Annotated in this window: 22 protein-coding genes; 6 read left to right on the top strand and 16 right to left on the bottom strand. The window is 64.3% G+C overall.

Going from position 1 to position 26,372, the window contains the following annotated elements; all coding sequences use genetic code 11:
* The first annotated feature begins 457 nt into the window (after nucleotides 1-457).
* From B5V02_RS05630 to B5V02_RS05615, 4 genes are all read left to right on the top strand, one after another.
* A complete protein-coding gene (locus B5V02_RS05630) occupies nucleotides 458-1,462 on the top strand; it encodes a sugar ABC transporter substrate-binding protein (protein WP_111543192.1) in 1,005 nt (334 codons plus the stop codon).
* Entirely contained in the window at nucleotides 1,459-2,463 is a 1,005-nt protein-coding gene (locus B5V02_RS05625; protein ID WP_111543191.1) for an ABC transporter permease, read from the top strand. The genes B5V02_RS05630 and B5V02_RS05625 overlap by 4 nt, the downstream gene beginning before the upstream one ends.
* Entirely contained in the window at nucleotides 2,460-3,224 is a 765-nt protein-coding gene (locus B5V02_RS05620; RefSeq protein ID WP_111543190.1) for an ATP-binding cassette domain-containing protein, read from the top strand. The genes B5V02_RS05625 and B5V02_RS05620 overlap by 4 nt, the downstream gene beginning before the upstream one ends.
* Before the next feature lie 190 nt (nucleotides 3,225-3,414).
* Nucleotides 3,415-4,500 (top strand): Gfo/Idh/MocA family protein, encoded by a 1,086-nt coding sequence (locus B5V02_RS05615; RefSeq protein WP_111543189.1) that lies wholly within the window; start codon nucleotides 3,415-3,417, stop codon nucleotides 4,498-4,500.
* A 129-nt stretch (nucleotides 4,501-4,629) separates the two neighbouring features.
* On the opposite strand, the gene B5V02_RS05610 is transcribed toward B5V02_RS05615, so the two are convergent.
* Nucleotides 4,630-4,905, bottom strand: coding sequence for a hypothetical protein (locus tag B5V02_RS05610; protein WP_111543762.1), 276 nt, complete (start codon nucleotides 4,903-4,905; stop codon nucleotides 4,630-4,632).
* 198 nt (nucleotides 4,906-5,103) lie between these two features.
* Between B5V02_RS05610 and B5V02_RS05605 the strand changes: the two genes are divergently transcribed.
* The gene (locus B5V02_RS05605) at nucleotides 5,104-7,122 is read left to right on the top strand and encodes an amidase (RefSeq protein ID WP_111543761.1); all 2,019 of its coding nucleotides are present in this window, start codon (nucleotides 5,104-5,106) and stop codon (nucleotides 7,120-7,122) included.
* 172 nt (nucleotides 7,123-7,294) lie between these two features.
* Here B5V02_RS05605 and B5V02_RS05600 read toward each other — a convergent pair whose 3' ends face one another.
* From B5V02_RS05600 to B5V02_RS05590, 3 genes are read right to left on the bottom strand one after another with little or no spacing between them, the layout of a single operon-like run.
* On the bottom strand, nucleotides 7,295-8,788 hold the full coding sequence (locus tag B5V02_RS05600) for an aldehyde dehydrogenase family protein (protein WP_111543188.1): 1,494 nt from the start codon (nucleotides 8,786-8,788) through the stop codon (nucleotides 7,295-7,297).
* Nucleotides 8,789-8,818: 30 nt separating this feature from the next.
* Nucleotides 8,819-9,463 carry a ThuA domain-containing protein gene (locus B5V02_RS05595; protein ID WP_111543187.1) on the bottom strand — a complete coding sequence of 215 codons (645 nt, stop codon included), beginning with the start codon at nucleotides 9,461-9,463 and terminating at the stop codon, nucleotides 8,819-8,821.
* 40 nt (nucleotides 9,464-9,503) lie between these two features.
* Nucleotides 9,504-10,526 carry an LLM class flavin-dependent oxidoreductase gene (locus B5V02_RS05590; RefSeq protein ID WP_111543186.1) on the bottom strand — a complete coding sequence of 341 codons (1,023 nt, stop codon included), beginning with the start codon at nucleotides 10,524-10,526 and terminating at the stop codon, nucleotides 9,504-9,506.
* A 330-nt stretch (nucleotides 10,527-10,856) separates the two neighbouring features.
* Here B5V02_RS05590 and B5V02_RS05585 point away from each other — a divergent pair, with 330 nt between their 5' ends.
* Nucleotides 10,857-12,062 (top strand): ROK family transcriptional regulator, encoded by a 1,206-nt coding sequence (locus B5V02_RS05585; protein ID WP_111543185.1) that lies wholly within the window; start codon nucleotides 10,857-10,859, stop codon nucleotides 12,060-12,062.
* Between the two features lie 159 nt (nucleotides 12,063-12,221).
* On the opposite strand, the gene B5V02_RS05580 is transcribed toward B5V02_RS05585, so the two are convergent.
* The 12 genes from B5V02_RS05580 to B5V02_RS05525 form a co-directional block, all read right to left on the bottom strand.
* Nucleotides 12,222-14,231 carry a beta-N-acetylhexosaminidase gene (locus B5V02_RS05580; RefSeq protein ID WP_111543184.1) on the bottom strand — a complete coding sequence of 670 codons (2,010 nt, stop codon included), beginning with the start codon at nucleotides 14,229-14,231 and terminating at the stop codon, nucleotides 12,222-12,224.
* Nucleotides 14,232-14,252: 21 nt separating this feature from the next.
* Complete coding sequence (locus B5V02_RS05575) at nucleotides 14,253-14,729, bottom strand: GNAT family N-acetyltransferase (RefSeq protein WP_111543183.1); 477 nt, start codon at nucleotides 14,727-14,729, stop codon at nucleotides 14,253-14,255.
* Nucleotides 14,730-14,749: 20 nt separating this feature from the next.
* Complete coding sequence (locus B5V02_RS05570; protein ID WP_111543182.1) at nucleotides 14,750-15,688, bottom strand: ABC transporter ATP-binding protein; 939 nt, start codon at nucleotides 15,686-15,688, stop codon at nucleotides 14,750-14,752.
* The gene (locus tag B5V02_RS05565; protein ID WP_111543181.1) at nucleotides 15,685-16,500 is read right to left on the bottom strand and encodes an ABC transporter ATP-binding protein; all 816 of its coding nucleotides are present in this window, start codon (nucleotides 16,498-16,500) and stop codon (nucleotides 15,685-15,687) included. Before B5V02_RS05565 ends, B5V02_RS05570 begins: the two co-directional genes overlap by 4 nt.
* Entirely contained in the window at nucleotides 16,497-17,399 is a 903-nt protein-coding gene (locus tag B5V02_RS05560) for an ABC transporter permease (protein WP_111543180.1), read from the bottom strand. Before B5V02_RS05560 ends, B5V02_RS05565 begins: the two co-directional genes overlap by 4 nt.
* Nucleotides 17,396-18,379, bottom strand: coding sequence for an ABC transporter permease (locus B5V02_RS05555; protein ID WP_111543179.1), 984 nt, complete (start codon nucleotides 18,377-18,379; stop codon nucleotides 17,396-17,398). The genes B5V02_RS05560 and B5V02_RS05555 overlap by 4 nt, the downstream gene beginning before the upstream one ends.
* A gap of 187 nt (nucleotides 18,380-18,566) precedes the next feature.
* Entirely contained in the window at nucleotides 18,567-20,297 is a 1,731-nt protein-coding gene (locus B5V02_RS05550) for an ABC transporter substrate-binding protein (protein WP_245445719.1), read from the bottom strand.
* A 317-nt stretch (nucleotides 20,298-20,614) separates the two neighbouring features.
* Nucleotides 20,615-21,502: an ABC transporter permease gene (locus B5V02_RS05545; RefSeq protein WP_111543177.1), complete on the bottom strand. Its 888-nt coding sequence runs from the start codon at nucleotides 21,500-21,502 to the stop codon at nucleotides 20,615-20,617.
* Complete coding sequence (locus B5V02_RS05540) at nucleotides 21,499-22,458, bottom strand: ABC transporter permease (RefSeq protein ID WP_111543176.1); 960 nt, start codon at nucleotides 22,456-22,458, stop codon at nucleotides 21,499-21,501. The genes B5V02_RS05545 and B5V02_RS05540 overlap by 4 nt, the downstream gene beginning before the upstream one ends.
* A gap of 76 nt (nucleotides 22,459-22,534) precedes the next feature.
* A complete protein-coding gene (locus B5V02_RS05535) occupies nucleotides 22,535-24,172 on the bottom strand; it encodes an ABC transporter substrate-binding protein (protein WP_111543175.1) in 1,638 nt (545 codons plus the stop codon).
* 34 nt (nucleotides 24,173-24,206) lie between these two features.
* Nucleotides 24,207-24,983, bottom strand: coding sequence for a DUF427 domain-containing protein (locus tag B5V02_RS05530; RefSeq protein ID WP_111543760.1), 777 nt, complete (start codon nucleotides 24,981-24,983; stop codon nucleotides 24,207-24,209).
* Nucleotides 24,984-24,997: 14 nt separating this feature from the next.
* Nucleotides 24,998-26,356, bottom strand: coding sequence for an LLM class flavin-dependent oxidoreductase (locus B5V02_RS05525; RefSeq protein WP_111543174.1), 1,359 nt, complete (start codon nucleotides 26,354-26,356; stop codon nucleotides 24,998-25,000).
* Nucleotides 26,357-26,372: the final 16 nt, after the last annotated feature.

Genomic DNA, 26,372 nt, shown 5'->3' with positions numbered 1-26,372 from the left:
TGCCTCACCGGCGCTTTCGACGACAGGGCGTGGTTTCCCTTACGGTATGATTTTTTGACGCAGCGCCCACTGCTGTGCTCAAGGTTCCCTCAGTAGGGCATCTTTTTCGCGTCGTGGTTGTAGCGCACGTCGTGGCTTCTGTCATTCCACAAGCCAGTCATGCCGCAGCGCAGCACAGGCAAAATCACTGCGCACCATTTTAAATCTTGACGCGTGTCAATTTTTTATAAAACATGCGGAAACGCTGGCAAGGCATCGGCCAGCGCTCTGGGAGGAGCAATGCCTGACACGAAAAAGCGCCCGAACCGGGGCCGTAAGCAGCAAGTCCTGCCGCCGGCATCGGCTTGTCGGCAGCTTGTCACGCCAAGCGTCGGGGTCGCTTGCGTCCTGTCGGCCATTTCGTTCGCCGAACAACGAACCTGATGCAGATCGTCAAACAATCAGGAGGAGGAAAGACATGCGCATGTTCAATTGCCTGAAACTCAGCACAAATCTGCTTGGCGCCGGCATGCTTGCAACCATCATCTCGGCGCCCGTCCACGCCGAGGACGCGGCCAAAGTCGCCGCCATCGTCAAAGGCCTCGACAATCCGTTCTTCCAGACCATGCAGAAGGGCATCGAAGAGCAGGGCAAGGCCAACGGCGTCAATGTCAGCGTCCAGGCCGCCGCCAACATGGGTGACGCCACCGGCCAGGCCGACCGCCTGACCGCCATGGCCATGCAGGACTTCGATTGCTATCTGGTCAACCCGATCAGCGTCTCCAATCTCGTCCAGGCGCTGGTGCCGGTCGCCCAGAAGAAGAAGCCGATCGTCAACATCGACAGCACCATCGACGCCGAGCAGGCCAAGGCCGCCGGCTTTGCCGTCTCGACCTATATCGGCACCGACAATGTCGCTGCCGGCGCGCTGGCCGGCGAGGAGATGCTGAAGCTGGCGCCGAAAGGCTCCAAGGTCGCGCTGATCGCCGGCATCGTCGGCGATGTCGGCAGCAACGCCCGCATCAAGGGCTTCAAGCAGGCCGTCGAAGGCAAGCTCGATGTGGTGGTGATGGTGAGCGCCGACTGGGACCGCGAGAAGGCGCTGACCGCCGCCACCGACATCCTCGCCGCGCATCCGGATCTCGCCGGCTTCTTCGCCGCCAACGACATCATGGCGCTCGGCGTCGAACGCGCCGTGCAGACCTCGGGCAAGGACGTCAAGGTGATCGGCCTCGACGGCATCGTCGACGCGCTGAAATCGGTCGCCGCCGGCGAACTCTCCGCCACCGTCGCTCAGTACCCCTATGTCGTCGGCGCCATGGGCGTCGAAGCCTGCGCGGTGGCCGCCAAGGGCAAGGAACTGCCCGCCAACGTGCCAGCACCTGTGCTGCTGATCAACAAGGACAATGCGGAAGCGTCCTTGAAGAACTTCCCGCGCCCCGGCGGCGATTATCCCGATCCCTTCCGCGAGATGTTGAAGTGAGCACGCCTTCAGACAACGCGCCCGCCGCCCATTCGGCGGGCGCGGCGGAGGAGAGCCGCCCCTCCCTGTCGGCTCTCCTCCTTGATCCTTCCTTCTGGGCCGACTGGGCATCCGTCGTCGGCCTGGTCGGCCTCGTCATCGTCTTCGGCATCGCCCAGCCGGTCTTTCTCAGCGTCGCCAATCTGCAGGCACTGCTGCTGGCGGCGGCGATCCTGGTCGTGCTGTCGATCGGCCAGACCTTCGTCATCGCGACCTCAGGCATCGACCTGTCGCTGGCGGCCGCCGTCATGCTGGGCGCCATCATCCTCGGCCTCGTCAACGCCGCCGGCTACGGCATCTTCATCGCTTGCGTGCTCGCTGTCGCCGCGACCAGCGCCGTCGGCTTCTTCAACGGCCTCATCATCACCGCCGGCAAAATCCCGGATTTCGTGGTGACGCTCGGCACGCTGTCGGGCATCACCGGGCTTGGCCTCATCCTGTCGGGTGGCGAGCCGACCATGGTCGGCTCGACCTTCCTGCTCAGGCTCGCCTCCGGTTCGTTCGGACCCTTCGGCTATCCCGTCTGGGTAGCGATATCAGCCGTCGTTGTAGCGCATATCGCGCTCTATCACACCCGCTTCGGCGTCCATTTGCTGGCAACCGGCGGCCAGGCCGAAAGCGCCGGAGCGCTCGGCATCCGCACCAACCGGGTCAAGATCGCCGCCTACACGATCTCGGGTTTTTGCGCCGGCATCGCGTCGCTGCTTCTGGTCGCCCGCATCGGCTCGGCCGAGCCGCTGATCAACACCAGCCTGCTCCTGAATTCGGTGGCGGCGGTGGTGCTCGGCGGCGTCAGCCTGTTCGGCGGCCGCGCCAGCATTCTCGGGCCAGCCATCGGCGCGCTGATGCTCACCGCGCTGGTCAACGGCCTGACCTTGCTCAACGTGTCGGCCTTCTACCAACCGCTTGCCGTGGGCGCCATCGTGGTGCTGGCGGCGCTGATCATGCGGTATCAGAAATGAGTGCTGCCAATCACATCCCCGCTTCCGACGCGATCATCGCCTGCGAAGGGCTGAGCAAGCATTTCGGCGGCATCCGCGCCTTCACCGACGTTGCCTTCCAGGCCCGCCGCGGCGAGGTCACAGCCGTCATCGGCGACAATGGTGCCGGCAAGTCGACGCTGATCCGCAGCCTGGTCGGCGTGCATCAGCCGGACGCCGGCAACCTGTTCTTCGACGGCCGGGCGCGGCCCTTCGCCAATCCCGACGAGGCGCGCAAGGCCGGCATCGAAACCGTGCACCAGAACCTGGCGCTGATCGACGAGCTGACGGTCGCGCAGAACCTGTTCCTCAACCGCGAGATCGTGCGCCGCGTCGGCCCTTTCGCCTTCCTCGACCGCAAGGCGATGAAACGCGAGGCCCGCTCCATGCTGTCGCGGCTGTCGATCAATGTGCCGTCGATCAACCAGCGGGTGCGGCGCCTGTCGGGCGGCCAGCGGCAGGCGATCTCGATCTGCCGCGCCGTCGGCTCCGGCGCCAAGCTGGTGGTGATGGACGAACCGACAGCCGCACTTGGCGTGCAGGAGACGGCCAATGTCGAAGCGCTGATCCGGCGCCTGCGCGAGCAGTCCGTCAGCGTCATCCTGGTCAGCCACAATTTAGATCAGGTCCGCCGCCTGTCCGACCAGATCTGGGTGATGCGGGCGGGAAAGATGGTGGCGACCGTGCGTGCGTCGGAAACATCAGGCAACGAACTCGTCGCGCTGGTCACCGGCGCTGTGTGAAGACAAACAAGTTGGCCAAGGTGTGTTGGGATTCAGGTCAGGCCGAGCCGAGAATGGCGGTTTTCGAGAACCGGAGCGGAGCGTACTTAAAGTACGTGAGCACCGGAAGCGCAGAAAACTGCCGTTCGCAGGCCGGCATCACCTGAATATCAACACACCTTAAAGCAATCGCGTTGAGAAGGAGTATGCCGTGGCGGTGATCCGTGTCGGGCTTGTCGGTCTTGGAGAGGTCGCGCAGTCGATCCATCTGCCGGTGCTGAGCGATCAGCGCGACCGCTGGGTGATCGCGGGCGTGTATGATGTTTCGCCGAGCCTGGTGACGCTGTGCACATGGCAATATCCAACGGCAAAAGCCTTCGAGACGGCCGAGGCGCTGATCGCTTCACCCGACATCGACGCGGTCTTCGTGCTGTCGTCCGACGACACCCACAGCCGCTTCGTGCGCGCTGCGATGGAAGCCAACAAGCACATCCTCTTGGAAAAACCCGCCTGTCTGACAGTACGCGAGATCGACGACTTGCTGACGCTGATGCCAGGTTACGAGAAGACGCTTTTCGTCGGCTACATGCGCCGCTACGCCCCGGCCTACCTGGCGGCCAGGGATGAACTGCCCGCCTTCGCCGATATCACCCATGTCCGCATCTTCGACCTGATCTCGGAAGGCCGGCATTTCCTCAAGAAGAGCCAGAACGTCCTATACCCCCAAGACATCAACCCCGCCCTGCTTTCGCGTGGCGCCAAGGAACGCGATGCACTGATCCGCGAAGTCGTCGGCGCCGACGCGCCTGCTGACCTGGTGCGCGCCTATCGCGGGCTGACCGCGCTGTCCTCGCACCACATTTCGGCAATGCGCGGGCTGCTTGGCGAGCCGGCGCGCGTGCTCGCCGCCCACCGCACCAATGGCGGCGCCAACACCAGCGTCACCTTCGACTACGGCCATTTCGCGTGTCTGTATGACGCGGTGGTCGACGATCTTGGCCTGTTCGACGCCATGATCGAGGTGCGCTCCAACGCTAGGCGGGTGCGCATCATCTACGACACACCCTATATCCGCAGCCTGCCGACCCGGCTGGAGGTGACCGACGCCGGCCCGCTCGGCCCGGTGACGAGAACCTTCGGCCCGCTCTATGGCGACGCTTTCTCCAACGAGTTGGAGATTTTCCACCGCCATATCAGCGAAGGCACCAGGCCGCTGACCGACCTCGCCGATTCACGCCGCGACCTGGCGCTGATGGCCGAGATCATCAAGCGGATGAAGGAGAGCGGCCAGCGCTGAGCCTGTTTCGAAACTCGCGCTGGTGAGTCATATGATGGCGGTTTCGAGAACCGTAGCGCAGCGGACATTTGGGTCCGTGAGCACCGGAAGCGCAGAAAACGCCATCAGATATCAGCCAGAGTAGAGTTTCTACTTCCCGCAATGGTGATCGTTGATCTTGTTCAACGCATTCGCGTCGGGCCCAACGCGATGGTAGGAGCACGCTCCGGCCGCCGTGGTGAAGAGCTGCTGATCATAGTAACGCGGGCCGCCGAACAGGAAATTGATGAGATCGTCATCGGCGGGAACGTAGCGTTCGGACTGGGCCTGGTGGTGGTGATGCCGGTCGCCAGCGAACGCCGAAGCGCAAAGGCTGCTGCCCGTTGCGAAAGCGAGAGCCAAGATCGCAAGGCATTTCGTGGTCATCGGCAACACCTCCTGGCCATTCGGAATCACACCATACATCCAAAATCGCCAGCCGGACAAAGGTTCCCAAACGGGCGCGGTTTCTTGAGCCCAGCCTGACGCGATGCCGCAGGAATGCCAAGTGCCGCTGATTGGCTCTTGCCGAAGCCGGCGGCCTCGCTCATCCATGGGATTGCAACGACAGCCTTGGAACCAGCGATGATCGATGCCAGCCTTTATCTAGTCGAAGCGACGATCGAGCAATTGCGCCGCGCGCTCGATGACGGCACTGTCACCAGCGTCGAACTGGTCGGGGCATATCTCAGGCGCATCGCGCATTTCGACCGCCACGGCATCAGCCTCAACGCCGTCCCGGTGCTCAATCCTGACATGTTCGAGGAGGCCACCGCCTCCGACCAGCGCCGCCGCAACGGCGCCGTGCTCGGACCGCTCGACGGCATCCCCTACACCGCCAAGGACAGCTACAAGGTCGCCGGCCTGACGGTGGCCGCCGGCTCGCCGGCCTTCGAGCATCTCGTCGCCAATGAGGACGCCTTCACCATCGCCCGGCTGCGCGCCGGCGGCGCGGTGCTGATCGGTCTCACCAACATGCCGCCGATGGCCAATGGCGGCATGCAGCGCGGCGTCTACGGCCGCGCCGAAAGTCCTTACAATGCCGACTATCTGACCGCCGCCTTCGCGTCAGGCTCATCCAACGGCTCCGGCACGGCGACATCAGCCAGCTTCTGCGCCTTCGGGCTCGGCGAGGAGACCTGGTCGTCCGGCCGGGCGCCGGCCAGCAACAACGCGCTGGTCGCCTACACGCCGTCGCGCGGCGTCATTTCGGTGCGCGGCAACTGGCCGCTGGTGCCGACCATGGATGTCGTGGTGCCGCACACGCGCAGCGTGCTCGACATGCTCGAACTGCTCGAAATCATAGTCGCCGACGATCCCGAGACACGAGGCGATTTCTGGCGCGCGCAGTCCTGGGTCGAACTGCCGAAGAGCTCCGATGTGCGGCCATCGCGTTACACGGACCTCACGCTTGCGGGGTCGCTAAAGGGCATGCGGCTCGGCGTGCCCCGCATGTATATCGGCCGTGACAGCGGGGCGAATCAGCCGATCGAGACCCGCGCCTCGGTGCTTGCCCTGTGGGATCAGGCGGCGGCGGATCTCACGCGGCTAGGCGCCGAGGTGGTGGAGGTCGATTTTCCCGTCGTCTCAAATTACGAGCACGACCGGCCCGGCGCGCGCAGCATGGTCGAGCGCGGGCTGGTGCCGGAAGAATTCGCCGACCGCGAAATCTGGGACCTCTGCATCTGGGGCTGGGACGATTTCCTGCGCGCCAATTCCGACCCGGCACTGCCCGATCTCGTCTCGGTCGATGGCCCAAAGATCTTTCCGCAACCGCCGGGCACGCTGCCCGACCGCTATGAGGGCGGCTTCGACCTTTCGGAATATGTCGAGCGGGCAAGATCGGGCGTCACGCCCGTAGTGGACATTCCGACGCTTGAGGACGGTCTGAAGGGGCTGGAGGCGACACGGCGGATCGATTTCGAGGACTGGCTGGACGCACAGTGCATTGACGCCGTGGTGCTGCCGGCCGCCGCCGATGTCGGGCCTGCCGACGCCGACATCAACGAGGCGTCGGCCGCGCTTGCCTGGCGCAACGGCACCTGGGTCGCCAACGGCAATCTGGTGTGGCGCCATTTCGGCATTCCGACCGTCACCGTGCCGATGGGAACGATGGCCGACATCGGCATGCCGGTTGGCCTCACCTTCGCTGGCAAGGCCTATGATGACGACAGGCTCTTGCGCATGGCCGGCGACTTCGAGCGCTCCACTCAACGCCGCAGCCGCCCACCGCGCACGCCTGAACTGGCCGACGATGTCTTTTCAAGGCGCTCCGGCCAAGCCCTCGACGGTAAGGCGCCGCTCACCATTACGCTTGCCGCCGAGACGCGACCTTCGGGCGATCAGCACGAGATCGCCATCACGCTCGACCTGCCCGTCGAGTCAATCGTGACAGCCAGCGTCCGAGTGCACGTCAACGGAGAGGCCGTCGCCCTGCAGCAAAGCGGCGCCCGCTTCACCGGACATGCTCTGGTCCCGGCCGCCGAGCATCAGCGGCTCCACAGCGTCTGGCGTGGCTCGTATGGCTCGATCGTGACAGCGGTGGTGCGGCTGGAGGATGGCCGCACCGCCGGCGCCTATGCGGTCACCGGCGGCATCGGCTGAACATCGCCTTGCAGATCACGCGGCGTTCAGAGACCGTTTCGAAACTCGCTCCTGCGAGCCATATGGTGGTGTTTTCGAGAACCGGAGCGGAGCGTACATTTGAGTACGTGAGCACCGGAAGCGCAGAAAACGCCGCCAGATGGCCGCAGGAGTAGAGTTTCCAAACGGTCTCTCAATCAGTCCTGATCCAGACACCCTTGGTGTTGAGGTATTCGTCGAGATGTTCGGCGCCGCCCTCGCGGCCGTAGCCGCTCATCTTGTAGCCGCCGAAGGGCACCGCCGGGTCGATGGCGTGATAGGTGTTGACCCAGACGGAGCCGGCGCGCAGGCGGTTTGCCAGCTGGTGCGCCTTGCCGACGTCGCGGGTGAACACGCCGGCACCCAGCCCATAGGGCGTGTCGTTGCCGCGCCGCACCACTTCGTCCAGCGTGTCGAACGGCAGCGCCGAAATCACCGGGCCGAAAATCTCTTCCCGGGCGATACGCATATCGTCGGTCACGCCGGAGAACACGCTGGGCGCGATGAAGTTGCCCGCACCGAGCCCGCCTTCGGTGATGCGGTTGCCGCCGGTGACCAGCTTCGCGCCTTGCCTGGTGCCGTCCTCGATGAAGCCGGTGACGCGTTCGAGCTGCTTGGGCGAAATCAGCGGCCCGATCTCGGTTTCGGGGTCGGCGCCGTCGCCGATCCTGAGCTTTGCCGCATAGGCCGAGACCCGCTCGACGAATTCCTCGTAGATCGGCCGCTCGACGAACAGCCGCGAGCCGGCGATGCAGATCTGGCCGGAATTGGCAAACACCGACATCGCCGCTATCGGCACGGCGCGCTCGAGATCGGCGTCGGCGCAGACGATGACCGGCGACTTGCCGCCGAGCTCCAGCGAGACGCGCTTCATGTTGCCGGCCGAGGCGCGCAGGATGCTCTGGCCGGTCGCCGTCGAGCCGGTGAACACAATCTTGTCGACGTCCATATGGGCGGCGAGCGGCGCGCCGGCTTCCGTGCCGGTGCCGGTGACGATGTTGACGACGCCGGGAGGCACGCCAGCTTCCATCATCAGCGCGCCGATCAAAAGCGGCGTCAGCGGCGCTTCCTCGGACGGCTTCAACACGATGGTGCAGCCGGCCGCCAGCGCCGGGCCGATCTTCCAGATCGATGCGGCTGTCGGCGCGTTCCAGGGAATGATGGCGCCGACCACGCCGACCGGTTCCTTGCGCGTGTAGGAGACGATGTCGCCCGGCAGCGAATTGCCGATCGTGTGGCCATGGATCGACGTCGCCATGCCGGCATAGAAGCGCAGCATGCCGAGCACCCGGTTCCTGTTGGCCAGCGTGCGCACGATGGGCATGCCCATATCTGTCGTGTCGGAAAGCGCGATCTCCTCCCAGCGGCGCTCCATCAGGTCTGCGATCTTGAGCAGCAGCACTTGGCGCTCATAGGGTTTGAACCGGCTCCACGGTCCGTCGAAGGCGCGCCGGGCGGCCGCCACCGCGAGGTCAATATCGCTGGAATCGGAGAGCGGCACGGTGCCGATCACGGCGCCGGTGGCGGGGTTGCGCGTCTCGAAAGTGCGGTCGCTGAGCGCGTCGCACCAGGCGCCATCGATCAGCATCTTGCGGTGCCGACCATCGATGGGCGTGTGAAGGGCCAAGTCTCTCACCGATGCCGTCATGGCGCCGTCCTCATTTCCGCGAGCTCCTACCTAGCGGGCGGCCCAGACAAGGCCGCGCTCGACGATCAAGGCCATTTCCGGGACCGCGAACTCGTCGGCATTGTGTCCCAGCGCGCTATAGAAGACCTTTCCGGCCCCATAGCGACGCTTCCAGACCACCGGCATGACAACTCCGCCTATCCCTGGGAAATGGGCGTCGGTGAAGGTGGTCGTGGCCAGCACCTCGTTGCCCGGATCGACATGCATATAGTACTGCTCCGATCGATAGGCGAAATCACTGACGCCGCTTGTGATCGGATCATCCGGCCTGGTGACGGCGACCGTGTAGTCGATGATGTCGCCGGGATGCGCGACCCATTGGCCGCCCGTCATGAACTGATAATCGGTTTCGCTGCGGAAGCTGTCGCACATCGTGCCGTGAAAGCCGCCAAGCCCGCTGCCCTGGCGAACCGCGAGAACCAGATTCTGAAGTTCGGCCTTTTCGATCGTCGACATGGTGATCACGGGCACGATGAGATCGAAGGAAGCGAGCTTCGGATCGGCGAACATCACTGTGCCCTCGCCGAGCGTGACGTCGAAACCGTTGCGTTCAAGCAGGCTGCGCACGACCTTCGCGCTCTGCTCCGGCGTATGTCCCGGCCAGCCGCCCCAGGCAATCAGGGCTTTCTTCGGCATCTTGTCTCTCCCTGCACTATCCGCCCTGATCGATCCGAGTTCAGCGCCAGCCCAGGGCCGGAGCGACATGGGTCAGGATCGCTTCGATGACATGGGCGTTGTAGTCGACGCCGAGCTGGTTGGGCACGGTGAGCAGCAGCGTGTCTGCCTCGGCGATCGCTTCATCCTGCGCCAATTCCTTGATGAGCACATCCGGCTCGGCCGCATAGCTGCGCCCGAAGATCGCCCTGGTATTTTCCTCGATGAAGCCGATCTGGTCGCTGCTCTGGTTGCCGCGCCCGAAATAGGCCCGGTCGCGATCGTCGACCAGTGCGAAGATACTGCGGCTGACAGAGACGCGCGACCCGCGTTTGTGCCCGGCCGCTTTCCAGGCCTCACGATAGATGCGGATCTGCTCGGCCTGTTGGACGTGGAACGGCTTGCCGCTCTCGTCGAATTTGAGCGTCGAGCTCTGCAGGTTCATGCCCAGTTTCGCCGCCCATTCCGAAGTGGCGTTGGTGGCCGCACCCCACCAGATCCGCTCGCGCAGGCCCTCCGAATGCGGTTCGAGCCGCAGCAGGCCGGGCGGGTTGGGAAACATCGGCCGCGGATTGGGCTGGGCGAACCCCTCGCCCCGCAGCGTATCGAGGAAGACCTCGGCGTGATGCCGCGCCATGTCGGTGTCGCTCTGCCCTTCCGGCGGGGCGTAGCCGAAATAGCGCCAGCCGTCGATCACCTGCTCGGGCGAGCCACGGCTGATGCCGAGCTGCAAGCGGCCGCCGGCGATGATGTCGGCAGCACCGGCGTCCTCGGCCATGTAGAGCGGATTCTCGTAGCGCATATCGATGACCGCTGTGCCGATCTCGATGCGGCTGGTCTTGGCGCCCACAGCCGCCAGCAGCGGGAACGGCGAAGCGAGCTGGCGAGCGAAATGATGGACACGGAAATAGGCGCCGTCCGCGCCCAGTTGCTCAGCGGCGACGGCGAGGTCGATGGACTGCAGCAACGCGTCCGATGCCGACCGCGTCTGTGATTGCGATGAGGGCGTCCAGTGCCCGAATGACAGGAAACCGATTTTCTTCATGCCAAGCGATATATGGAAATGGCGGATGGATTGCAAAGCCGTTCGCCCTGGCTGCAGCCTCTCGGCCATCGCGGCGGATCGATGCTTTACGGAGGGAGAAGCCGACGCTGAAAAGGACCCGCATCGTCCAGATCGAGGTGGTTGTGCCAGCGCCCTTCGCCGCCATGTTGCTCGGCGTTGGCCGGCGACGCTGATCGCATCAAATAATACTGATCCGCGCGTGGCACGATGGCGCTCTCGTCGCGAAACCGGCTAGAAGTGGTAGCTACCATTGCGTATAATTAAATCAACTTGATTTGTTTTCTAGGAAAGTTTGTTGGTAACGCGCACATGACCCTCAGGAAAGCCATCGCTGGCACCAATCTCGAACAGGCCAAGTCCCACAATCGCCGCGTGGTCATCGAAGCGATCAGGACCAACGGCGCATTGTCGCGGGCAGCGATCGCGCGCCTGACGGCGCTGAGCACGCAAACCATTTCCAACATCGTCGAGGAACTCGAGCGCGAACAGCTGCTTAGCGCGCAAGCCACGCTGAAAGGCGCGCGCGGCCAGCCGGCGGTCCCCTACTCGATCAATCCCGACGGCGGCTATTCGATCGGCCTGCAGCTCGATCATCAGCTGGCGGTCGGCGTCATCACCGATCTGTCCGGCACGGTTCGCGCCCGAATCGAGCGCCCGGTGGACCGGCCGACGCCGGCGCAGGCGATGCCCCTGCTGGCCACAATAGGCGGCGACTTGATGCGCAAGTTTCGCTTCGACCGCAACCGCCTGCTCGGCATCGGCATGGCGATGCCTGGCCCGTTCGACGTCGAGGGTATGACCTCGGTCGGGCCGACCGCACTGCCCGGCTGGCAGGATTTCCCCGTCGCCGAAGAATTGCAGCGGCTGACCGGCATTCCGGTGACAGTCGAGAACGACGCCACCGCCGCCGCCATCGGCGAGCGGCTCTATGGCGTTGCCCGCAACCTCAGCAGCTTCGTCTATTTGTTCATCGGCACCGGCCTTGGCGCCGGCCTGTTCCTTGACGGCCATCTCTACAAGGGCAGCCGCCACAATGCCGGCGAGATCGGCCACATGATCGTCAAGCCCGGCGGCCTCGAATGCGGCTGCGGCAAGCGTGGCTGCCTCGAACGCTATGTCTCGTTGCGCGCCGCCTATGAGTGCCTGGAAATCCCCGACCCCGATCATGCCTCGCCGGAATTGCTCCAGGCATTGCTGGCCAATGGCGATAGCCTGGAAGCATGGGTCGCCCAGGCAATCGATCCGCTGCGCCAGGCCATCAACATGCTCGAACTCGCGCTCGATCCCGAAACCGTGGTCCTTGGCGGCTTCATGCCGGTCGGCGTCATCGAGCTTCTGGCGAGCCGGCTCGACCCCCTGTACCTCTCGGTCAGTTCGACCAGTACCCGCACCGTGCCGCGGGTTCTTGTCGGCGCCGCCGGCAAGGATACATCGGTTCTCGGTGCCGCCGCACTGCCGATCTTCTCCGAAACCAACCCGCAATTCGATGTTCTGCAAAAGCCGCATTCCGCTTAGGCATACGGGGCTCTTAGAGACTGTTTCGAAATTCGCTCTGGCGAGTCATATGGTGGTGTTTTCGAGAACCGGAGCGCAGCGGACATTTGGGTCCGTGAGCACCGGAAGCGCAGAAACCGCCATCAGATGGCCGCCGGAGTAGAATTTCCAAACAGTCTCTTAGGTCGCCCCGTAGAGCACCGGCATGAGCCCGGCCAGCGCCTTGAACCGCTCCCAGGATTTTTGCTCCGGCTGCGTCCAGCCGGTTTCCGCCAGCGCCGAAATGCGGGGAAACACCAGCCGGTCAAAGACGGCGCGGTCGGTCATCGGCTCCGACCAGATGCAGGCCTGCACGCCGAGCAGTTTCGTCTTCTGCGTGTCCGTCCAGCCCTCGACGGGATCGAAACCGTACAGCTTTTCCGGATCGGACCAGCCGGCCCACGCCGCACCCGGTTCCGACCAGGCCGGGCTGTTGGCCATGTCGAGGTAGTAGACCTGGCCGGGGCACACCACCATCGCATAGCCCTCCCCCGCAAGGGCGGCCGAGGCTTCCACTGTCCGCCAGCCGCAGAGGTAGCTTTTCTGCTTGTCGATGACATTGCCGTGCGCAGCCTCCTGCCAGCCGCCGGTGATGCAGCCGCGAGACGCAAGGAACGATTGTATGCGCTTGAGAAACTCGGCCTGCAGCACTGCCGCTCCCGACCCGTCGATCTCATCGGCGCCGTGCGTGTTGGTGACCACGTTGAGGCGCTTGGCATGCGCTGCCGCCAGCCCCTCGCCGCCAACCTCGGTGAGCCGCGCCAGCGCCTGTGGCGAGCCCGACCAGGCGCCCAGCGGCACCTCGTCGGCGCCGATATGGATGATCTTGAACGGAAACAGCTCGATCAGTTCGTCGAGGATTTTTTCCAGCACATGGTAGGTTTCCGGCCGCGCCGGATTGATGCAATTGTTGGGAAACCCCTGCACGGAGAAGTACTCGCCACTCTCGCCGGGATCACGCAGTGCCGGTATCGCCTGCAGCATCGCGTAACAATGCCCCGGCACGTCGATCTCCGGCACGACCTCGATGCCGAGCTGGCCGGCCAGCTGAACGACCTCGCGCACGGCCGCCTTTGTGTAGTAGCCGCCGCTCGGCTCGGGGCCCGTGCCCAGCAAGGGCGGCACCGGCAGCCCATGGCCGCGCCACGCGCCGACCTTCGTCAACTCCGGATAGGCTGATATCTCGACCCGCCACGCTTCGTCGTCGGACAGATGCCAGTGGAACCGGTTGAGCTTGTTCCAGGCAAGTATTCGCAGGAAGGTCTTGATCTCCGCCGTCGCATAAAACTGCCGGGCGACGTCGAGATGCGTGCCGCGCCAATCGAGCGCCGGCTCATCGCGGATTTCGCCTTCGGCCGGGAACAGAAACGTCTCGGAGTGCGACCGCGCCCCGCGCAGGATCTGGCCGAGCGTGACCAGCCCGTAGAACAGTCCGGTTTTCGTCCCCGCCGAAACCGCGACGCCATCGGCTGAAAAGCGGATCGCATAGGCCTCCGGGCCAAACCCGTCCGCGATGCCGAGCTCGACCGCCAAACCGCCTTCGGCCTCGTTACGCACAATGCCCTCGACAGCGAACAGGCTGTCGACCAGGGTACTGAACGCATCGGCGGCATCGGCGGCGGCAGCACCCTTCGGCCGAAGTGCCAGACCCGGCGGAACCGCGCGGCGGCCGGAGACCGCAACGGTGCGCGGCCACGGTATGATCGAGACCGGCACGGGCGCCTGCGCGGGCACCGGATAGATTTCGGCGCCGCGCTTCAATGCCGCATTGTCGCCGATCGCCTTGGTCGGAGCCAGCGCAACAGGGGCTACGATGCCATCAGCAAGCACGAGGTAGGCAGCCGTGGCGCCGTCGGTCCAGTGCCGCAGCGGATAGCTCAGCCCATGCGCGGTGATGGTCCATGCCTCATTCGGCTCCAGCACGAAACCGTCCGTCGGCGCGAATTCGGAATGGTTGGACAGTCGCTCCGCCAGCCTGCCACCCTCGACGGTGACGGCCGGATCGATGCGGGCCGGACCGCTGACGCACAACTGAAACCCTTCGATCGCTTTCGACGACAAATTGGTGAGCGTCAGTGAATAGGCGAGTTTTTCACTGGCGGTGGCCGGCGCCCAGGTGGTTTCCAGCCGGAATGCGGATTTGGATGTCATGATGAACTTTCAGATGGGAAATCAATCGAGGTTTTTAAGCAGGCCGGCATAAACGCCGGGTTCAGAATCCGGGATCTGCCTGGCGCCGACGGTGCGCTCGTAGAATTCGGACGGACCGACATCGCCGATGATGGCGTAGCCATAGCCCATGACGCGCATGTCGAGCAGCGTCGCCAGCAGCAGCGCGTGGCCGATGCCGGCGCCGCGCGCGGCCTCGTCGACGCCGGTCGGGCCGAAGAAACCACGCGCGATCGCATCGTAGACGGCAAAGCCGACCAGCCTGCCCTCGCGTGTCGCCAAGAAGCACGAGACCGGCTGGCGCGAAAACGCCACCGTCGTCTCGCTCGACCAGCCCGGGCTGAATGTCTGCCGCACCCAGCCGGTCACCAGTTCGAGTTCCGGCGCCAGCGCCCGGCGGATGGTGACGGCGGCGCCCCGAATGCGCGCATCGAGTTCGGGATCGGGAGTAGGCAGCGAAAGATTGACGAGATAGTCCATGGAAACCCTGTGATGTCAGTTCAGGAAGCGGCGCCCAGCGCGCGGACGAAATGGTTGGGGCCGACCTGATCGACCTTGGCGGAGGATGGCCGGCTCAGCCGTCGCACCTCCTCGGCGTGGCCGAGAAAACGCGCGCTGTCACCCGCCATGAAGGGCCGGTCGGGGTCCGGTACAGCCGAAAGCAGCAGTTGCGTGTAGGGATGGCGGGCATCGCCGATCACCGAGAGCGTGTCACCCCACTCGACCATCTGGCCGGCGAACATCACGATCACCTCTTCGGCGACATGGGCCGCGGTGGCGATGTCATGCGTGATGTAGAGCAGCGCCAGTTGCCGCTCCTGCTTGATGCGCGACACGAGTTCGAGGATGCCTAGGCGGATCGAGACGTCGAGCATCGAGGTCGGCTCGTCGGCGACCAGCACGTCAGGCTGCACGGCGAGCGCACGCGCGATGTTGACGCGCTGGCGCTGGCCTCCCGACAGCTCATGCGGAAATTTGTGCGCGGTCAGCGCCGGCTCCAGCCCGACCCAGTTGAGGAGATCGGCGACACCCTGCACTCGTTCCGCCTTGCTCCTGGCATGGCCATGCAGTGCCAGCGGTCGCGCCAGATGATGCTGCACCGAAAACACCGGGTTGAGCGAGGCGAACGGATCCTGGAACACCATCTGCACGGCGCGGCGGTAGGCCTTCTCCTCGGCGGCCGTACCGGTCTGCGTGATGTTGCGGCCGCGGTAGAGCATCTCGCCGCCGGTCGGGGTGTCCATGCGCGAAATGATGCGGGCGCAGGTGGTCTTGCCGCAGCCGGATTCGCCAACCAGCGCCAGCGCGCGGCCGCCTTTCAGCGACAGCGAGACACCGCGCAATGCCTGCACCAATCCGAAGCTGCGTTCGATGCCGTCCAGCCTGACGATCGGCTCGGCCGCGACGGCTGCTGAGGGTACAGTCGTTACGGCATTCATGCGATGGCGTCCTTCACCGCAGGGTGGCCGGGCAGTTGCGGGATCGCGCCCCAGAGCTTTCGCGTGTAGTCGTGCGCCGGCGCCCGGCTGACCTGCCTGACATCGCCGACTTCGACCAGTTCGCCCTTCAGCATCACCCCGATCCGGTGACAGAGCTGCGCCATCAAATGCAGATCGTGGGTGATGAACAGCACCGAGAAACCATAGCCGCGCTGCAGGTCGATGACCTGTTCGAGGATTTCGCGCTGCACGACCACGTCGAGCGCCGTCGTCGGCTCGTCCATGATGATCAGTTCCGGCTTCAGCGCCAGGCAGATGGCGATGACGATGCGCTGGCGCATGCCGCCTGAGAACTGGTGCGGATAATCGGTCAACCGGCTGGCTGGAATGCCGACCAGCTTGAACATCTCTTCGGCGCGCGCCCGCGATTTCTCGCGCGACGAGCCCGTATGCCGGCGCAGCACGTCGTGGAACTGCGCCTCGACCCGCATCAGCGGATTGAGCGAGTTCATCGCGCTCTGGAACACCATGCCGATCCGCCGCCAGCGCACCTCCTGCAGCCGGCTTTCCGGCAGCTTCAAAAGATCCTGGCCGTCGAGCAGGATCTCGCCGCCCGCCACCCAGGCCGGCGCCTTGGCCAGCCGTGTGATGGCATAGGCGATCGTGCTCTTGCCGCAGCCGGATTCGCCAGCGAGGCCGAACAGTTCGCCGCGGCCGATGTCGAAGGACACGTTCTTGACAGCGCGGAAGGCGCCCCTGTCGAGCAAATAGTCGACGCTGAGGTCGCGGATTTGCAGCAGTGCCTCGCTCACCGTGCCGCCTCCAGTTCGCGCTTGCGCAACCGGCTGAGGCGCAGCCAGCGGCTGAGCGCCGGACCGGAGCGCAGTTGCGGATTGGCGATCTCGTCGAAGGTGAAGTTCAACAGCGCGAGCCCCAACCCGACCAGCGCGATGCCGGCGGCCGGCGCGCTGATGTCCCACCAGGCGCCGACGATGATGGCGGAGGAATTCTGCGCGTTGTAGAGCATCGTCCCCCAAGTGACGTTGAGCGGATCGCCGAAGCCGAGATATTCGAGCGTTGTCTGCGCGACGATGGCGTAGATGATCGAGCCGACGATGTTGATGCCGATCAGCGGCACCAGGTTGGGCAGTATCTCGACGAAGATGATGCGCCAGGCAGGCTCGCCGACCATGCGCGCCGCGGTCACGAACTCGCGGTTCCTGAGCGCCATCGTCTGCGAACGCGTCATGCGCGCGCCCCACGGCCACGAGGTCAGCGCAATGATCAGCATGATGGCGACCGGCCCGACCGTGCCGGCGAAGGAAGCAAGCAGGATCAAGAGCGGAATGTTGGGGATCACCAGCACCGCATTGGTGATCAGGTCCAGCGTCGCATCGGTGCGGCCGCCGAAATAGCCGGCGACCAGCCCGATGATGGTGCCAAGTGCGGTGATGAACAGGCCGGTGGCAAAGCCGACCGCCAGTGACGGCCGCGCGCCCCATACGAATTGCGCATAGACGTCGCGGCCCATCTTGGTCGTGCCGAAATAATGCTCGACGGTCGGCGGCTGGTGCGAGCGGCCGACGCGCTCGCCGGGATCGGTCGGCGCTAGGATCGGCGCAAAGAGTGCCATCAGGCAGAGTGCCGTGACGATGATCAGGCCGGCGACGGCCTTCTTCTGACGCCACAGAAGTTGCCAACCGAAGTTCATGCCCGTTCCTCCCGGATGCGCGGATCGACGACGCCATAGAGGATGTCGACCAGCAGATTGGCGCCGAGCGTCGCCATCGTCATCAGCAGCAGCTGGCCCTGGATGACCGGATAGTCGCGCGCCACGCTGGCGGTGAACAGCGTCAGCCCGAGGCCAGGATAGTTGAAGACGATTTCGGTGACGATCGAGCCGCCGAACACGGCGCCCAGCATCAGCGCGAGATTGGTCAGCACCGGCAGCATGGCGTTTCGCGCCGCATAGGAAAACATCACCGCGGTCTCGCCGAGCCCCTTGGCGCGGCCCATGGTGACATAATCCTCGCCGAGAACCGAGATCATCGAGGAGCGCATCGTCGTCTGGAATTCACCGATCAGATAGGGCGACAGCGTCAGCACCGGCATCACCGCATGCCAGAAGACACTGCCGAAAAAGGTGAAGTTCAAGCCCGGATCGAGATCGGGATTGTAGGCATAGCCGACCGGGAACCAGCGCAACGTCACGCCAAAGGTGAACAGGGTCGCCAGTCCGATGATGACGGGCGGGATCGCGATCAGCACGACAGAAAACGGCGAGACGAACGCATCAAAGCGTCCGCCTCGCCGCCAGGCTGCCACTGCGCCGAGGGAGACTCCAACGCAGAGGGAAAAGATGATCGCCGTGGTGACCAGGAAGGCGGTCCAGCCGGCTGAACGGGCAAGGACCTGGGTGACGGTCTGCGGGTAGTATTTGACCGACACGCCGAGATCGAGCCTGGCAAGGCCGGTGATGTAGTCGACGAACTGCCCCAGGATCGGCTGTTCGACGGCACCGAAACGGGCCTTGATCGCCTCGATCGCCGCCGGTGTCGCGCGCGGCCCAAGCTGCGCGATCATGCCGTCGACCGGGCTTCCCGGCATCAGCCGGGGAACGGTGAAATTCATCACGATGGCAAACAGGAAGGCCACGAAATAGACCCCAAGCCGTCGAAGAGGAATCCGCATCGGCTATTCCTTGTGCTCGGTTGCCTTCTCCGTTTGGCGGAGAAGCTGTCGCCAAAGGCGACGGACGAAGAAGCGGCTGCAGGCATCTTACCATGTCCGGCATCCGGCCTCGCGGCGGGCTGCCGCCGAAACCAGGATTTGGGACACGGCCCTTCCCCCTCATGAGGGGAAGGGAGTTGCATCAGACTTATTGTACCGGCTTCAGGCGCAGCAGATGCATCAACCGCATGCGGTTGTTGTCATGGTCCTCCGGGTTCATCACCGGTTCGTCCTTGGTCACCCAGCCGGTGAAGCGCTTGGTCGAATACTGGTACCAGGTCGGTCCGTTGAACACCGGCACGACCGGGAAATTGTCGGCGATGATCACCTGCACCTGGTCGAACAGCTTCTTGCGCTCCTCGTCGGTGGTTGCCTTGCGGTAGGCGTCGAACACCTTGTCCAGCTCCGGATTGGAGTAGCGCGACGGTGCACTGGTGATGCGCCCGGCAAAGGCCGTCGACAGCGACTGGTAGTAGCCGCGGAACGGCGTCGGCCCGTCGGCGCGCGAGTTCATGACCGCATCAAACGAGCCGTCGAGAATCTGCTTTTGCCACTGCTCGTATTCCGGCGTCGCCACCGAGGCGTTGATGCCGGCCTTGCGCAGGCCTTCGGTGGCGATCTGCACGGCGTCGATCCAGTCGGTCCAGCCATTGGGAACGATGATCGAGAAGGCAATCGGCTGGCCCTTCGGCGTGGTGCGCATGCCGTCGGCGCCCTTCTTGTAGCCGGCGTCGTCAAGCATCTTGTTGGCCTTGTCGACGTCATAGGTCATCCAAACGTCCTTGTCGCCTTCGGCCGCCTTGTTGCGCCAGGCGTCGAAGCGCGGCGGCAGGCCGCTGGCGTGCAGATTGACCACCGGATAGCCAAACCCGGCAATGTCCACCATCGCCGTGCGGTCCATGACCAGGCTGAAGGCGTGGCGGAAGTTGATGTCGTTGAAGGCCTCGGCCAGCGCCGGGTTGACGGTCTTGAAGTTCATCTGGAAGGCGATGGTTTCCGCCGGCGGCTGCCAGTAGCCATTGTGGTCCTTGTCGAGCGCGACATAGGTCTTGTCGATCTCGGGCAGGAACGAGCCGATCCAGTCCATCGAGCCTTCCGGCAGCAGTGCCAGCATCTGGTCGTTGCCCGAGATCTGCGGCAGCTTCAGGCAGTCGACATGCAGCGAAGCCGCGTCCCAGTAGTTCGGGTTGCGGCACTGCTCATAGACCTGCGGCGTGAAGCGGCGGATCTCGGTCATCGGACCCGAGCCGACCGGCTTCTCGTTCTTGAAGGCGAGCGGATCGGCGACATGCTTCCAGATGTGTTCCGGCACGACAGGGAAATCGGCCATCGATTCGGGGAAATGGGTGTCCACGTCCTTCAGGGTGATCTTCACTTCGGTCGGCGAAGGCGCTTCGACCGAGGCGACGCTGCCACCGACGCCGACAATGTCGACCGCCGGGTTCTTCAGCATCAGCTCGAGCGTGAATTTCATGTCGGCCGAGGTCAGCGGCTGGCCATCAGACCATTTGACACCGTCGCGCAGCGTGTAGGTGATCGATTTCAGATCGTCGGAGAATTTGTAGCCCGTCGCCAGCCGGAAGATCGGCTTGCCGCTGTCATAGTCATTGAAGATGACCAGCGGCTCGTAGACGAAGTCCATGGTGCTCTGGCGGCGCCCGCCAAGGTCGAACGGGTTGAAGTTCTGCACCCAGCTCGTCTGCTCCTCGATGTGCATGGCGAGCACGGATTCGGCGGACGCCGGTCGTGCGCCAAAGGAGAAAGTCGTGGCAATGGTCGCGGCGACGAACGCCGTGCCAATCAACAGCCGCCGGCGTGAAATGGCCGTCGACGGGTCTTGCGGATAACGCATATGTGGGTCTGGCAGCCTGGCAGTCATACTTCGTCTCCCATTGTTGATCGGCATTTCCGCCTCTTCGGGCGAGTAACGTAAATCAATTTGATTTAATCCTAGGAGGTAAAGGGGGCCAGCGTCAACGGCCCTGTTGGGCCGTCCCCATGAAGCATGCTCTCCGCCCTACCGGGCGAGCAGCAACGACGGAAGCGTTTGCCGCCGTCCCAAGGCAGGATCGAGATGTCGGGAGATCGCGTCGATCCTGGACGCTTCGCGCCAGCGCAGCGAGGGCGCGATCATTCTGACAGGATGGCTTCCCTCTCCGCCGCCGCCTCGCGATGGCGGAGAACAAGCATCAAAACTCACGCATCGCTATTTTCAAAAGCGCCGATGCCTTGTGCGATGAGGTTGGTCGCCATGACCAGCGAGACGATTGCCGCGGAATTGAAGACGACGACCCACCATTTGCCGCCGGTCAGGAAGCCGTAGCCATCAGCGACGGCCAGTCCCCAGTCGGCGGAAGGCGGTTGGATGCCGAGGCCGAGAAAGCTCAGCGTGGCGATCGAAAAGAACGCGTACCCCAGCCGGGTGACGAGCTCGATCAGGATCGTTTCCCTTATATTGGGCAGGATCTCCAGGAACATGATGGCAAATGCGCCTTCGCCACCAAGCCGGGCGGCGCTGACATAGTCGCGCTCTTTCTGCTCGCGCACGGCGGCGCGAACGGTCCGCGCCACCAGCGGCGCGTAGGCGATGGCGATCACCAGAATGACGGTCAGGTTCGATGGGCCGATCGCCACAAGCGTCATGGTGACGAGGACGATGAACGGAAACGCCATCAGCGTGTCGAGCAGCCGCGCCCCGATGGCATCGACGAGACCGTCGAAATAGCCGAGCACCAGTCCGATGATGCTGCCGGCGGCAACGCCGGCAAGCGTAGCCAGCGGCGCAACCAGCAGGATATCGCGCGACCCGACGACGATGCGGGACAGCACGTCGCGGCCGAGCTGGTCGGTGCCGAACCAGTGCAGCGCATCGGGCGGCGTCAGCATCGCCAGAAAATCCTCGGCATAGGGATCGTAGGGAACGAAGAGATTGCCAAACAGCGCGCCGGCGACCCAGAACAGCAGCAGCAACGAACCGACTACGACCGACGGGGGCAGTCCGGCAAAAACGCTGCGGATCCTGCGCAATGCCGGCAGGCCGACCGCGGCGCGCCGCGGCGCGGGAAACTCCGCCAGATCCGTCATGACGATGCCCGGCGGCGTTGCCGCGGATCGAGCAAGGCCAGCACGACATCGCCTGCCGCCGCCGACAGCACGAATATTGCCGCCATCACCAGGACGCCGGCCTCAAGCATCGGGAAATCGCGTGCCTTGGCCGCGTTCAGAACCAGATTGCCAAGGCCCTGGATGCCGAACAGCGCCTCGATCACCACCAGCCCGCCAAGCATGTAGCCGGTCTGGGTCGCAAGCACCGCGATGGTCGGCGTCAGCGCGTTGCGCAGCACGTGCCGAAAGATGATCTCGCGCCGCTCGAGCCCTTTCAGGACGGCGGTGCGTGTATAGTCGGCGGCCATCGCCTCGATCACGCCGGCCCGCGTCATCCGGGCGATGTAGCCGGCAAGGTTCAGCACCAGCGGCAGTGCCGGCAGGATCAGATAATAGCCATTCGTCCAGAAGCCCGCGCCATCGGGCGCGACACCCGAGATCGGGAACCAGTTCAGCCACAGGCCGAAAACGATGAGCAGCATCAGCCCGGACACAAAGTCGGGGACGATGCCGAAGGAAACGCCCGCCATCACGATCAGCCGGTCGATGAAGCGGCCCGCATTGAGACCGGCGATGACGCCGGCGCCGACCCCCAGCGGAACGAGGAAAACCAGGATGATGCCGGCAAGTGCCGCGGAGCGCTTGAGGCTTTCGAGCACGAACGGCGCCACCGGCGCGCGCATCGACAGCGAGGTGCCGAAATCACCAGTGAGCACGTTGCTGAACCAACGCCCGTACTGGACGAGAACGGGCTGGTCGGCGCCCAGCCGCTTGTTCAGTTCCGCCACCGCTTGCGCGTCGGCAAAGGGCCCGAGCATGACGCGGCCGACATCGCCGGGCAGAACCTGCCCGGCAAAGAAGACCAGGATACTGACCAGCCACAACGTCAGCAGAAGTGTGCCCACGCGCGCCGACAGAGTGCGGCCGGTCACCATCGCGTCTTGCCGCCTCGCCTGGACCCTGCCCCATCCCGATGCGATCGGGATAGGTATCTATTTCCGTGTTCCGGCATCATGCCTGGACGAAGGTAACGCGGTCGAGCAGCAGATGCGAAATCGCCGTGAAGCGCACGCCCTCGACCTTGTTGCTGGTGATGCGGCTGTATTGCGAGAAGTAGCTGATGATCACTGGCGTCTCGTCGAGCAAAAGGTTTTGGATCTTGCCGGCGGCAAGGCGCTGCGCGTTGAGATCACGCGCCTTGGAATAGTCGAGCAGCAAGGCATCGTAGGCCGGGTTGTTGAAATGGGCCGCGTTCCAGGCTCCCGAACTCTTCAGCGTGGCGTTGAGGAAGATGTCAGGTGTGCCGCGATGGCCGAAATCGGTGATGCCAAGAACCGAATCCAGCCAGGGCGAGCTGCCGAATGTCGCCGAGCCGTAATAGGCATCCTGCGGCAGAACATTGAGTTTGACGTCGATGCCGGCCTTCTTGGCGAAGTTCTGGATCAGCACGGCATAGTCGGGAATGTCATAGGCGCGCTCGGTGGTCAGCGTCACCTCGAAGCCGTTGGGAACACCCGCCTCGCCGAGCAGCCGCTTGGCCTCGGCGATGTCCTGCTTGCGCTGCGGCACCGACGGATCGGCCGAGGGGAAGATCGGCGCGAACGGGGTGTCGTTGCCAGCGATGGCGCGGCCTTTCAGCAGCCCCTTTACGATCGCCTCGCGGTCGAGGGTGAGCGCCAGCGCGCGGCGGATGCGCTTGTCGGTGAACGGCGCCTGGTCGGTGCGCAGATGCACCTCGTCATGCGAACTCGCCTGCACGCTGAGGAGCTTGAAGTTGGGATTGCCCTCGATCGCCAGTTCGAGCCGCGTCGTGCTCGGGATGACATCGAGCTGGCCGGCCTGCAGCGCCAGCACCTGGGCCTGCTCGTCGTCGAAGAACTTGATCTCGACGCGGTCGGGCAGCGCCTTGTCGCCCCAATAGTCGGTGTTGCGCACGAAGCTGGCACCCTGCTTGGGACGGAAGGATTCGAGCTTGAACGGGCCGGTGCCGTTGAAAGTCTTCTCGAAATCGCCGGCATAGTCGGCCGGCAGGATGACGGCATTGTAGACGTCGGAGGAGACATAGAAGGGGAAGTTGCTGTTCGGACCGTCGAGATCGAAGGCCACGGTCTCGTCGTCGACCAGCTTGGCGCCACCTTTGGACAGGATGCCCTTGTAGGCCGACAACGCCGACGAGCCGCTGGCCGGATCGACAAGCCGCTCGAAGCTCGCCACCACGTCCTTGGCGGTAACCCCGCGGCCATCGTGGAATTTCACCCCTTGCCGTAGTTTGAAGGTCCAGCGGCTGGCTGTCTCGTCGGCCTCCCAGGACAAAGCGAGCTTCGGCTGCAGCCCGTCCTTCGGATCGTCGAGGATCAAATATTCGCCGACCTGGCTGAGCACCCCGATGCTGGCCGGATCGGTGACCGAGACGGGATCGATCGCCTTGGTCGGCTGGCCGAGGCCGACGCGAACCGTGCCGCCAGCGGCGGCTGCGGCGCGCGCGCCTCCGAGCCCCTGCGAAGCGGCAAAGCCGGTGAGGCCGAGCAGCGCTGCATATTTCAGGAGATCGCGGCGCTTGAGAAAGCCGCCCTGATATTCGTCGACGGCGATATTCCAGATGTCCCCCGACAGATTGCGAAGTGCGTCGATGTCGTTACGTCCAGTCATGTTGAAACCCCTGTCTGAAATGAAGATTGAAAAGCTATGCGACGGGTTCGCCGTCGAGATGGATGCGGTCCACGGCCTGCGGATAGAAGGCGACGAGGCCCTTGATCTTGGGCATCTCGGCGATCGGATCGCGGTAGCTCCAGGCGATGTCCGGGCGCACCGAGCCGTCGCTCAGCAGGCCGGACCAGTAGGAAGCGATGCCCTTGTAGGGACATCGCGTCGTTGTGACGGACGCCGTCAGCCGCTCCAGATTGATGTCATCCGGATGCAAGTAGAAGCGCGTCGGCAGATGCGTCTCGAACAGCAGCACCGGGCGATGGCTGTCGGCGATCGGCTCGCCGTCGAACCAGACCTGCACATGGCTCGAGCTTTGCAGCACATCGATGCGCGCATACGGATCGCGGGCATGGACGAAGACCTCCTCGTCCTCCTCGAACCACTGGTCGACGAGCTTCCAGCTGAAAGCGATGCGCCCGGCCAGCGGCGACAGGTTTTCACCCGGCGGCGACACGAACGACCAGGCCGCATTGGCGCTCCGCCTGTCGCCGGTGTCGATATCCCAATAGGCGGTCTCGCCACCGACCGCGTGCGGTTCGCGATGCAGCGAGGGTTTCAGCACCGACGTGTCGACCGACGCCGCCGGGAAGAAATAGATCGGCAGGAAATGGTTGGAGCGCAGCACCAGCACATTGCGGCTGTCGGCGATGGTGCGGCCACCGAATTTTACGCGCACGCGCTTGGGGCTGTGCAGGACATTGACGAGCTGCGGAGCGGTCGCTTCGCGGGGCTGCAGTCTCGGTGCGGCGGTCATCATCGTTCTCCGGGTCAGGACACGGCGCGCGCAGTGTCGCGCTGCTCGGCGAAACGGTTGGCGGGCCGCGCCAGGCCGAAGCGGTCGCGCAGCGTTCCCGGTGCGTATTCGGTCGGGAACACGCCGCGGCGCTGCAGCTCCGGCACCACCTGTTCGGCGAAATTCACCCAGTCCTCGGGCAGCAGCGGGAACATCAGGTTGAAGCCGTCGGCGGCCCCCGAGACGAACCAGTCCTGCAACTGGTCGGCGATCTGTTTCGGTGTGCCGGCGACGGTCGGCACCGAACCGCTGTTGGCGAGCTTGCGCGCAATTTCGCGCAGGCTGAGATTCTGCTTCGACCACTGCTTGACCCGGTTGAGCGACGTGCGCCCGCCATTGAACGTGCTTTCGTCCGGCAGCGGCGGCAGCGGCCCGTCCGGCGGATAGACGGAGAGATCGATGCCGCTCCAGCTGGACAGAAGGTCGATGCCGACCTGATCGGGGAGCAAGGTCTGCAGATACTCCTGCTTTTCCCGACCTTCCGCCTCGGAAGCAGCGACGATCGGCAGGATGCCGGGCAGGATCTTGAAGCTCTCCGGCCGCCTGCCGTGGCGGGCAAGGCGCTCGTTGATATCCTGACGATACTTGATGCCGTCTTCCCGGGTGCTGTAGATGGCGAAGTGCGCATCGGCCTGAGCGGTGGCAAAGTTCTTGCCGTCCTCGGACGAGCCGGCCTGGACGATCAGCGGATGACCCTGCGGCGGCCGCGAGACATTGAGCGGTCCGCGCACCTTGAAATGCTTCCCCTTGTGTTCGATGGGATGGACCTTGTCGGGGTCGGCGAAATAGCCCGACACCTTGTCGATCAGCAGCGCCTCGTCTTCCCAGCTGTCCCACAGCGCCTTGACGATATCGAGGAATTCGGCCGCGCGCTCATAGCGGAACGCATGTTCGATATTGCAGTCGCGGCCGAAATTGCGCGCCTCCTCGTCCATGGCCGAGGTGACGACGTTCCACGACGCCCTGCCCTTGCTGATATGATCGAGCGAGGCGAACATGCGCGCCACATTGTAGGGCTCGCTGTAGGAGCTCGATGCCGTGGTGATCAGGCCGATGTGCTTGGTCACGCCGGCAAGGGCCGACAGCAGCGTCAGCGGCTCGAGGCGGGCATTGGCGTAGTGGGCAACGCCGCTCTTGACCGAATCCCAGATCGACACGTGGTCGGCGACGAAGATGGTGTCGATCCTCGCGCGCTCGGCCGCCTGCACGAGATCGCGGTAGAACTCGAAGTCCAGCACCTCCCGGCCCGGCGCCCGCGGATGGCGCCACGACATCCGGTGATCGCCCTGCGGGTTGAAGAAAAAAGCGCTGAGGATCATGTGATCTCGAGCCATGCCGGCCTCCTTCCAA

Source organism: Mesorhizobium kowhaii (assembly GCF_003253745.1).
GTDB lineage: Bacteria > Pseudomonadota > Alphaproteobacteria > Rhizobiales > Rhizobiaceae > Mesorhizobium > Mesorhizobium kowhaii.
This window is presented reverse-complemented; position numbering and strand designations above follow the sequence as displayed.

Excerpts from the sequence above, each read along its gene's own strand:
- B5V02_RS05545 (WP_111543177.1), bottom strand. The coding sequence starts at position 21,502 with ATGACGGATCTGGCGGAGTTTCCCGCGCCGCGGCGCGCCGCGGTCGGC.
- B5V02_RS05570 (WP_111543182.1), bottom strand. The coding sequence starts at position 15,688 with ATGAATGCCGTAACGACTGTACCCTCAGCAGCCGTCGCGGCCGAGCCG.
- B5V02_RS05585 (WP_111543185.1), top strand. The coding sequence starts at position 10,857 with ATGACCCTCAGGAAAGCCATCGCTGGCACCAATCTCGAACAGGCCAAG.
- B5V02_RS05535 (WP_111543175.1), bottom strand. The coding sequence starts at position 24,172 with ATGACTGGACGTAACGACATCGACGCACTTCGCAATCTGTCGGGGGAC.
- B5V02_RS05550 (WP_245445719.1), bottom strand. The coding sequence starts at position 20,297 with ATGACTGCCAGGCTGCCAGACCCACATATGCGTTATCCGCAAGACCCG.
- B5V02_RS05530 (WP_111543760.1), bottom strand. The coding sequence starts at position 24,983 with ATGACCGCCGCACCGAGACTGCAGCCCCGCGAAGCGACCGCTCCGCAG.
- B5V02_RS05580 (WP_111543184.1), bottom strand. The coding sequence starts at position 14,231 with ATGACATCCAAATCCGCATTCCGGCTGGAAACCACCTGGGCGCCGGCC.
- B5V02_RS05555 (WP_111543179.1), bottom strand. The coding sequence starts at position 18,379 with ATGCGGATTCCTCTTCGACGGCTTGGGGTCTATTTCGTGGCCTTCCTG.
- B5V02_RS05590 (WP_111543186.1), bottom strand. The coding sequence starts at position 10,526 with ATGAAGAAAATCGGTTTCCTGTCATTCGGGCACTGGACGCCCTCATCG.
- B5V02_RS05525 (WP_111543174.1), bottom strand. The coding sequence starts at position 26,356 with ATGGCTCGAGATCACATGATCCTCAGCGCTTTTTTCTTCAACCCGCAG.
- B5V02_RS05610 (WP_111543762.1), bottom strand. The coding sequence starts at position 4,905 with ATGACCACGAAATGCCTTGCGATCTTGGCTCTCGCTTTCGCAACGGGC.
- B5V02_RS05595 (WP_111543187.1), bottom strand. The coding sequence starts at position 9,463 with ATGCCGAAGAAAGCCCTGATTGCCTGGGGCGGCTGGCCGGGACATACG.
- B5V02_RS05605 (WP_111543761.1), top strand. The coding sequence starts at position 5,104 with ATGATCGATGCCAGCCTTTATCTAGTCGAAGCGACGATCGAGCAATTG.
- B5V02_RS05575 (WP_111543183.1), bottom strand. The coding sequence starts at position 14,729 with ATGGACTATCTCGTCAATCTTTCGCTGCCTACTCCCGATCCCGAACTC.
- B5V02_RS05630 (WP_111543192.1), top strand. The coding sequence starts at position 458 with ATGCGCATGTTCAATTGCCTGAAACTCAGCACAAATCTGCTTGGCGCC.
- B5V02_RS05600 (WP_111543188.1), bottom strand. The coding sequence starts at position 8,788 with ATGACGGCATCGGTGAGAGACTTGGCCCTTCACACGCCCATCGATGGT.
- B5V02_RS05620 (WP_111543190.1), top strand. The coding sequence starts at position 2,460 with ATGAGTGCTGCCAATCACATCCCCGCTTCCGACGCGATCATCGCCTGC.
- B5V02_RS05540 (WP_111543176.1), bottom strand. The coding sequence starts at position 22,458 with ATGGTGACCGGCCGCACTCTGTCGGCGCGCGTGGGCACACTTCTGCTG.
- B5V02_RS05560 (WP_111543180.1), bottom strand. The coding sequence starts at position 17,399 with ATGAACTTCGGTTGGCAACTTCTGTGGCGTCAGAAGAAGGCCGTCGCC.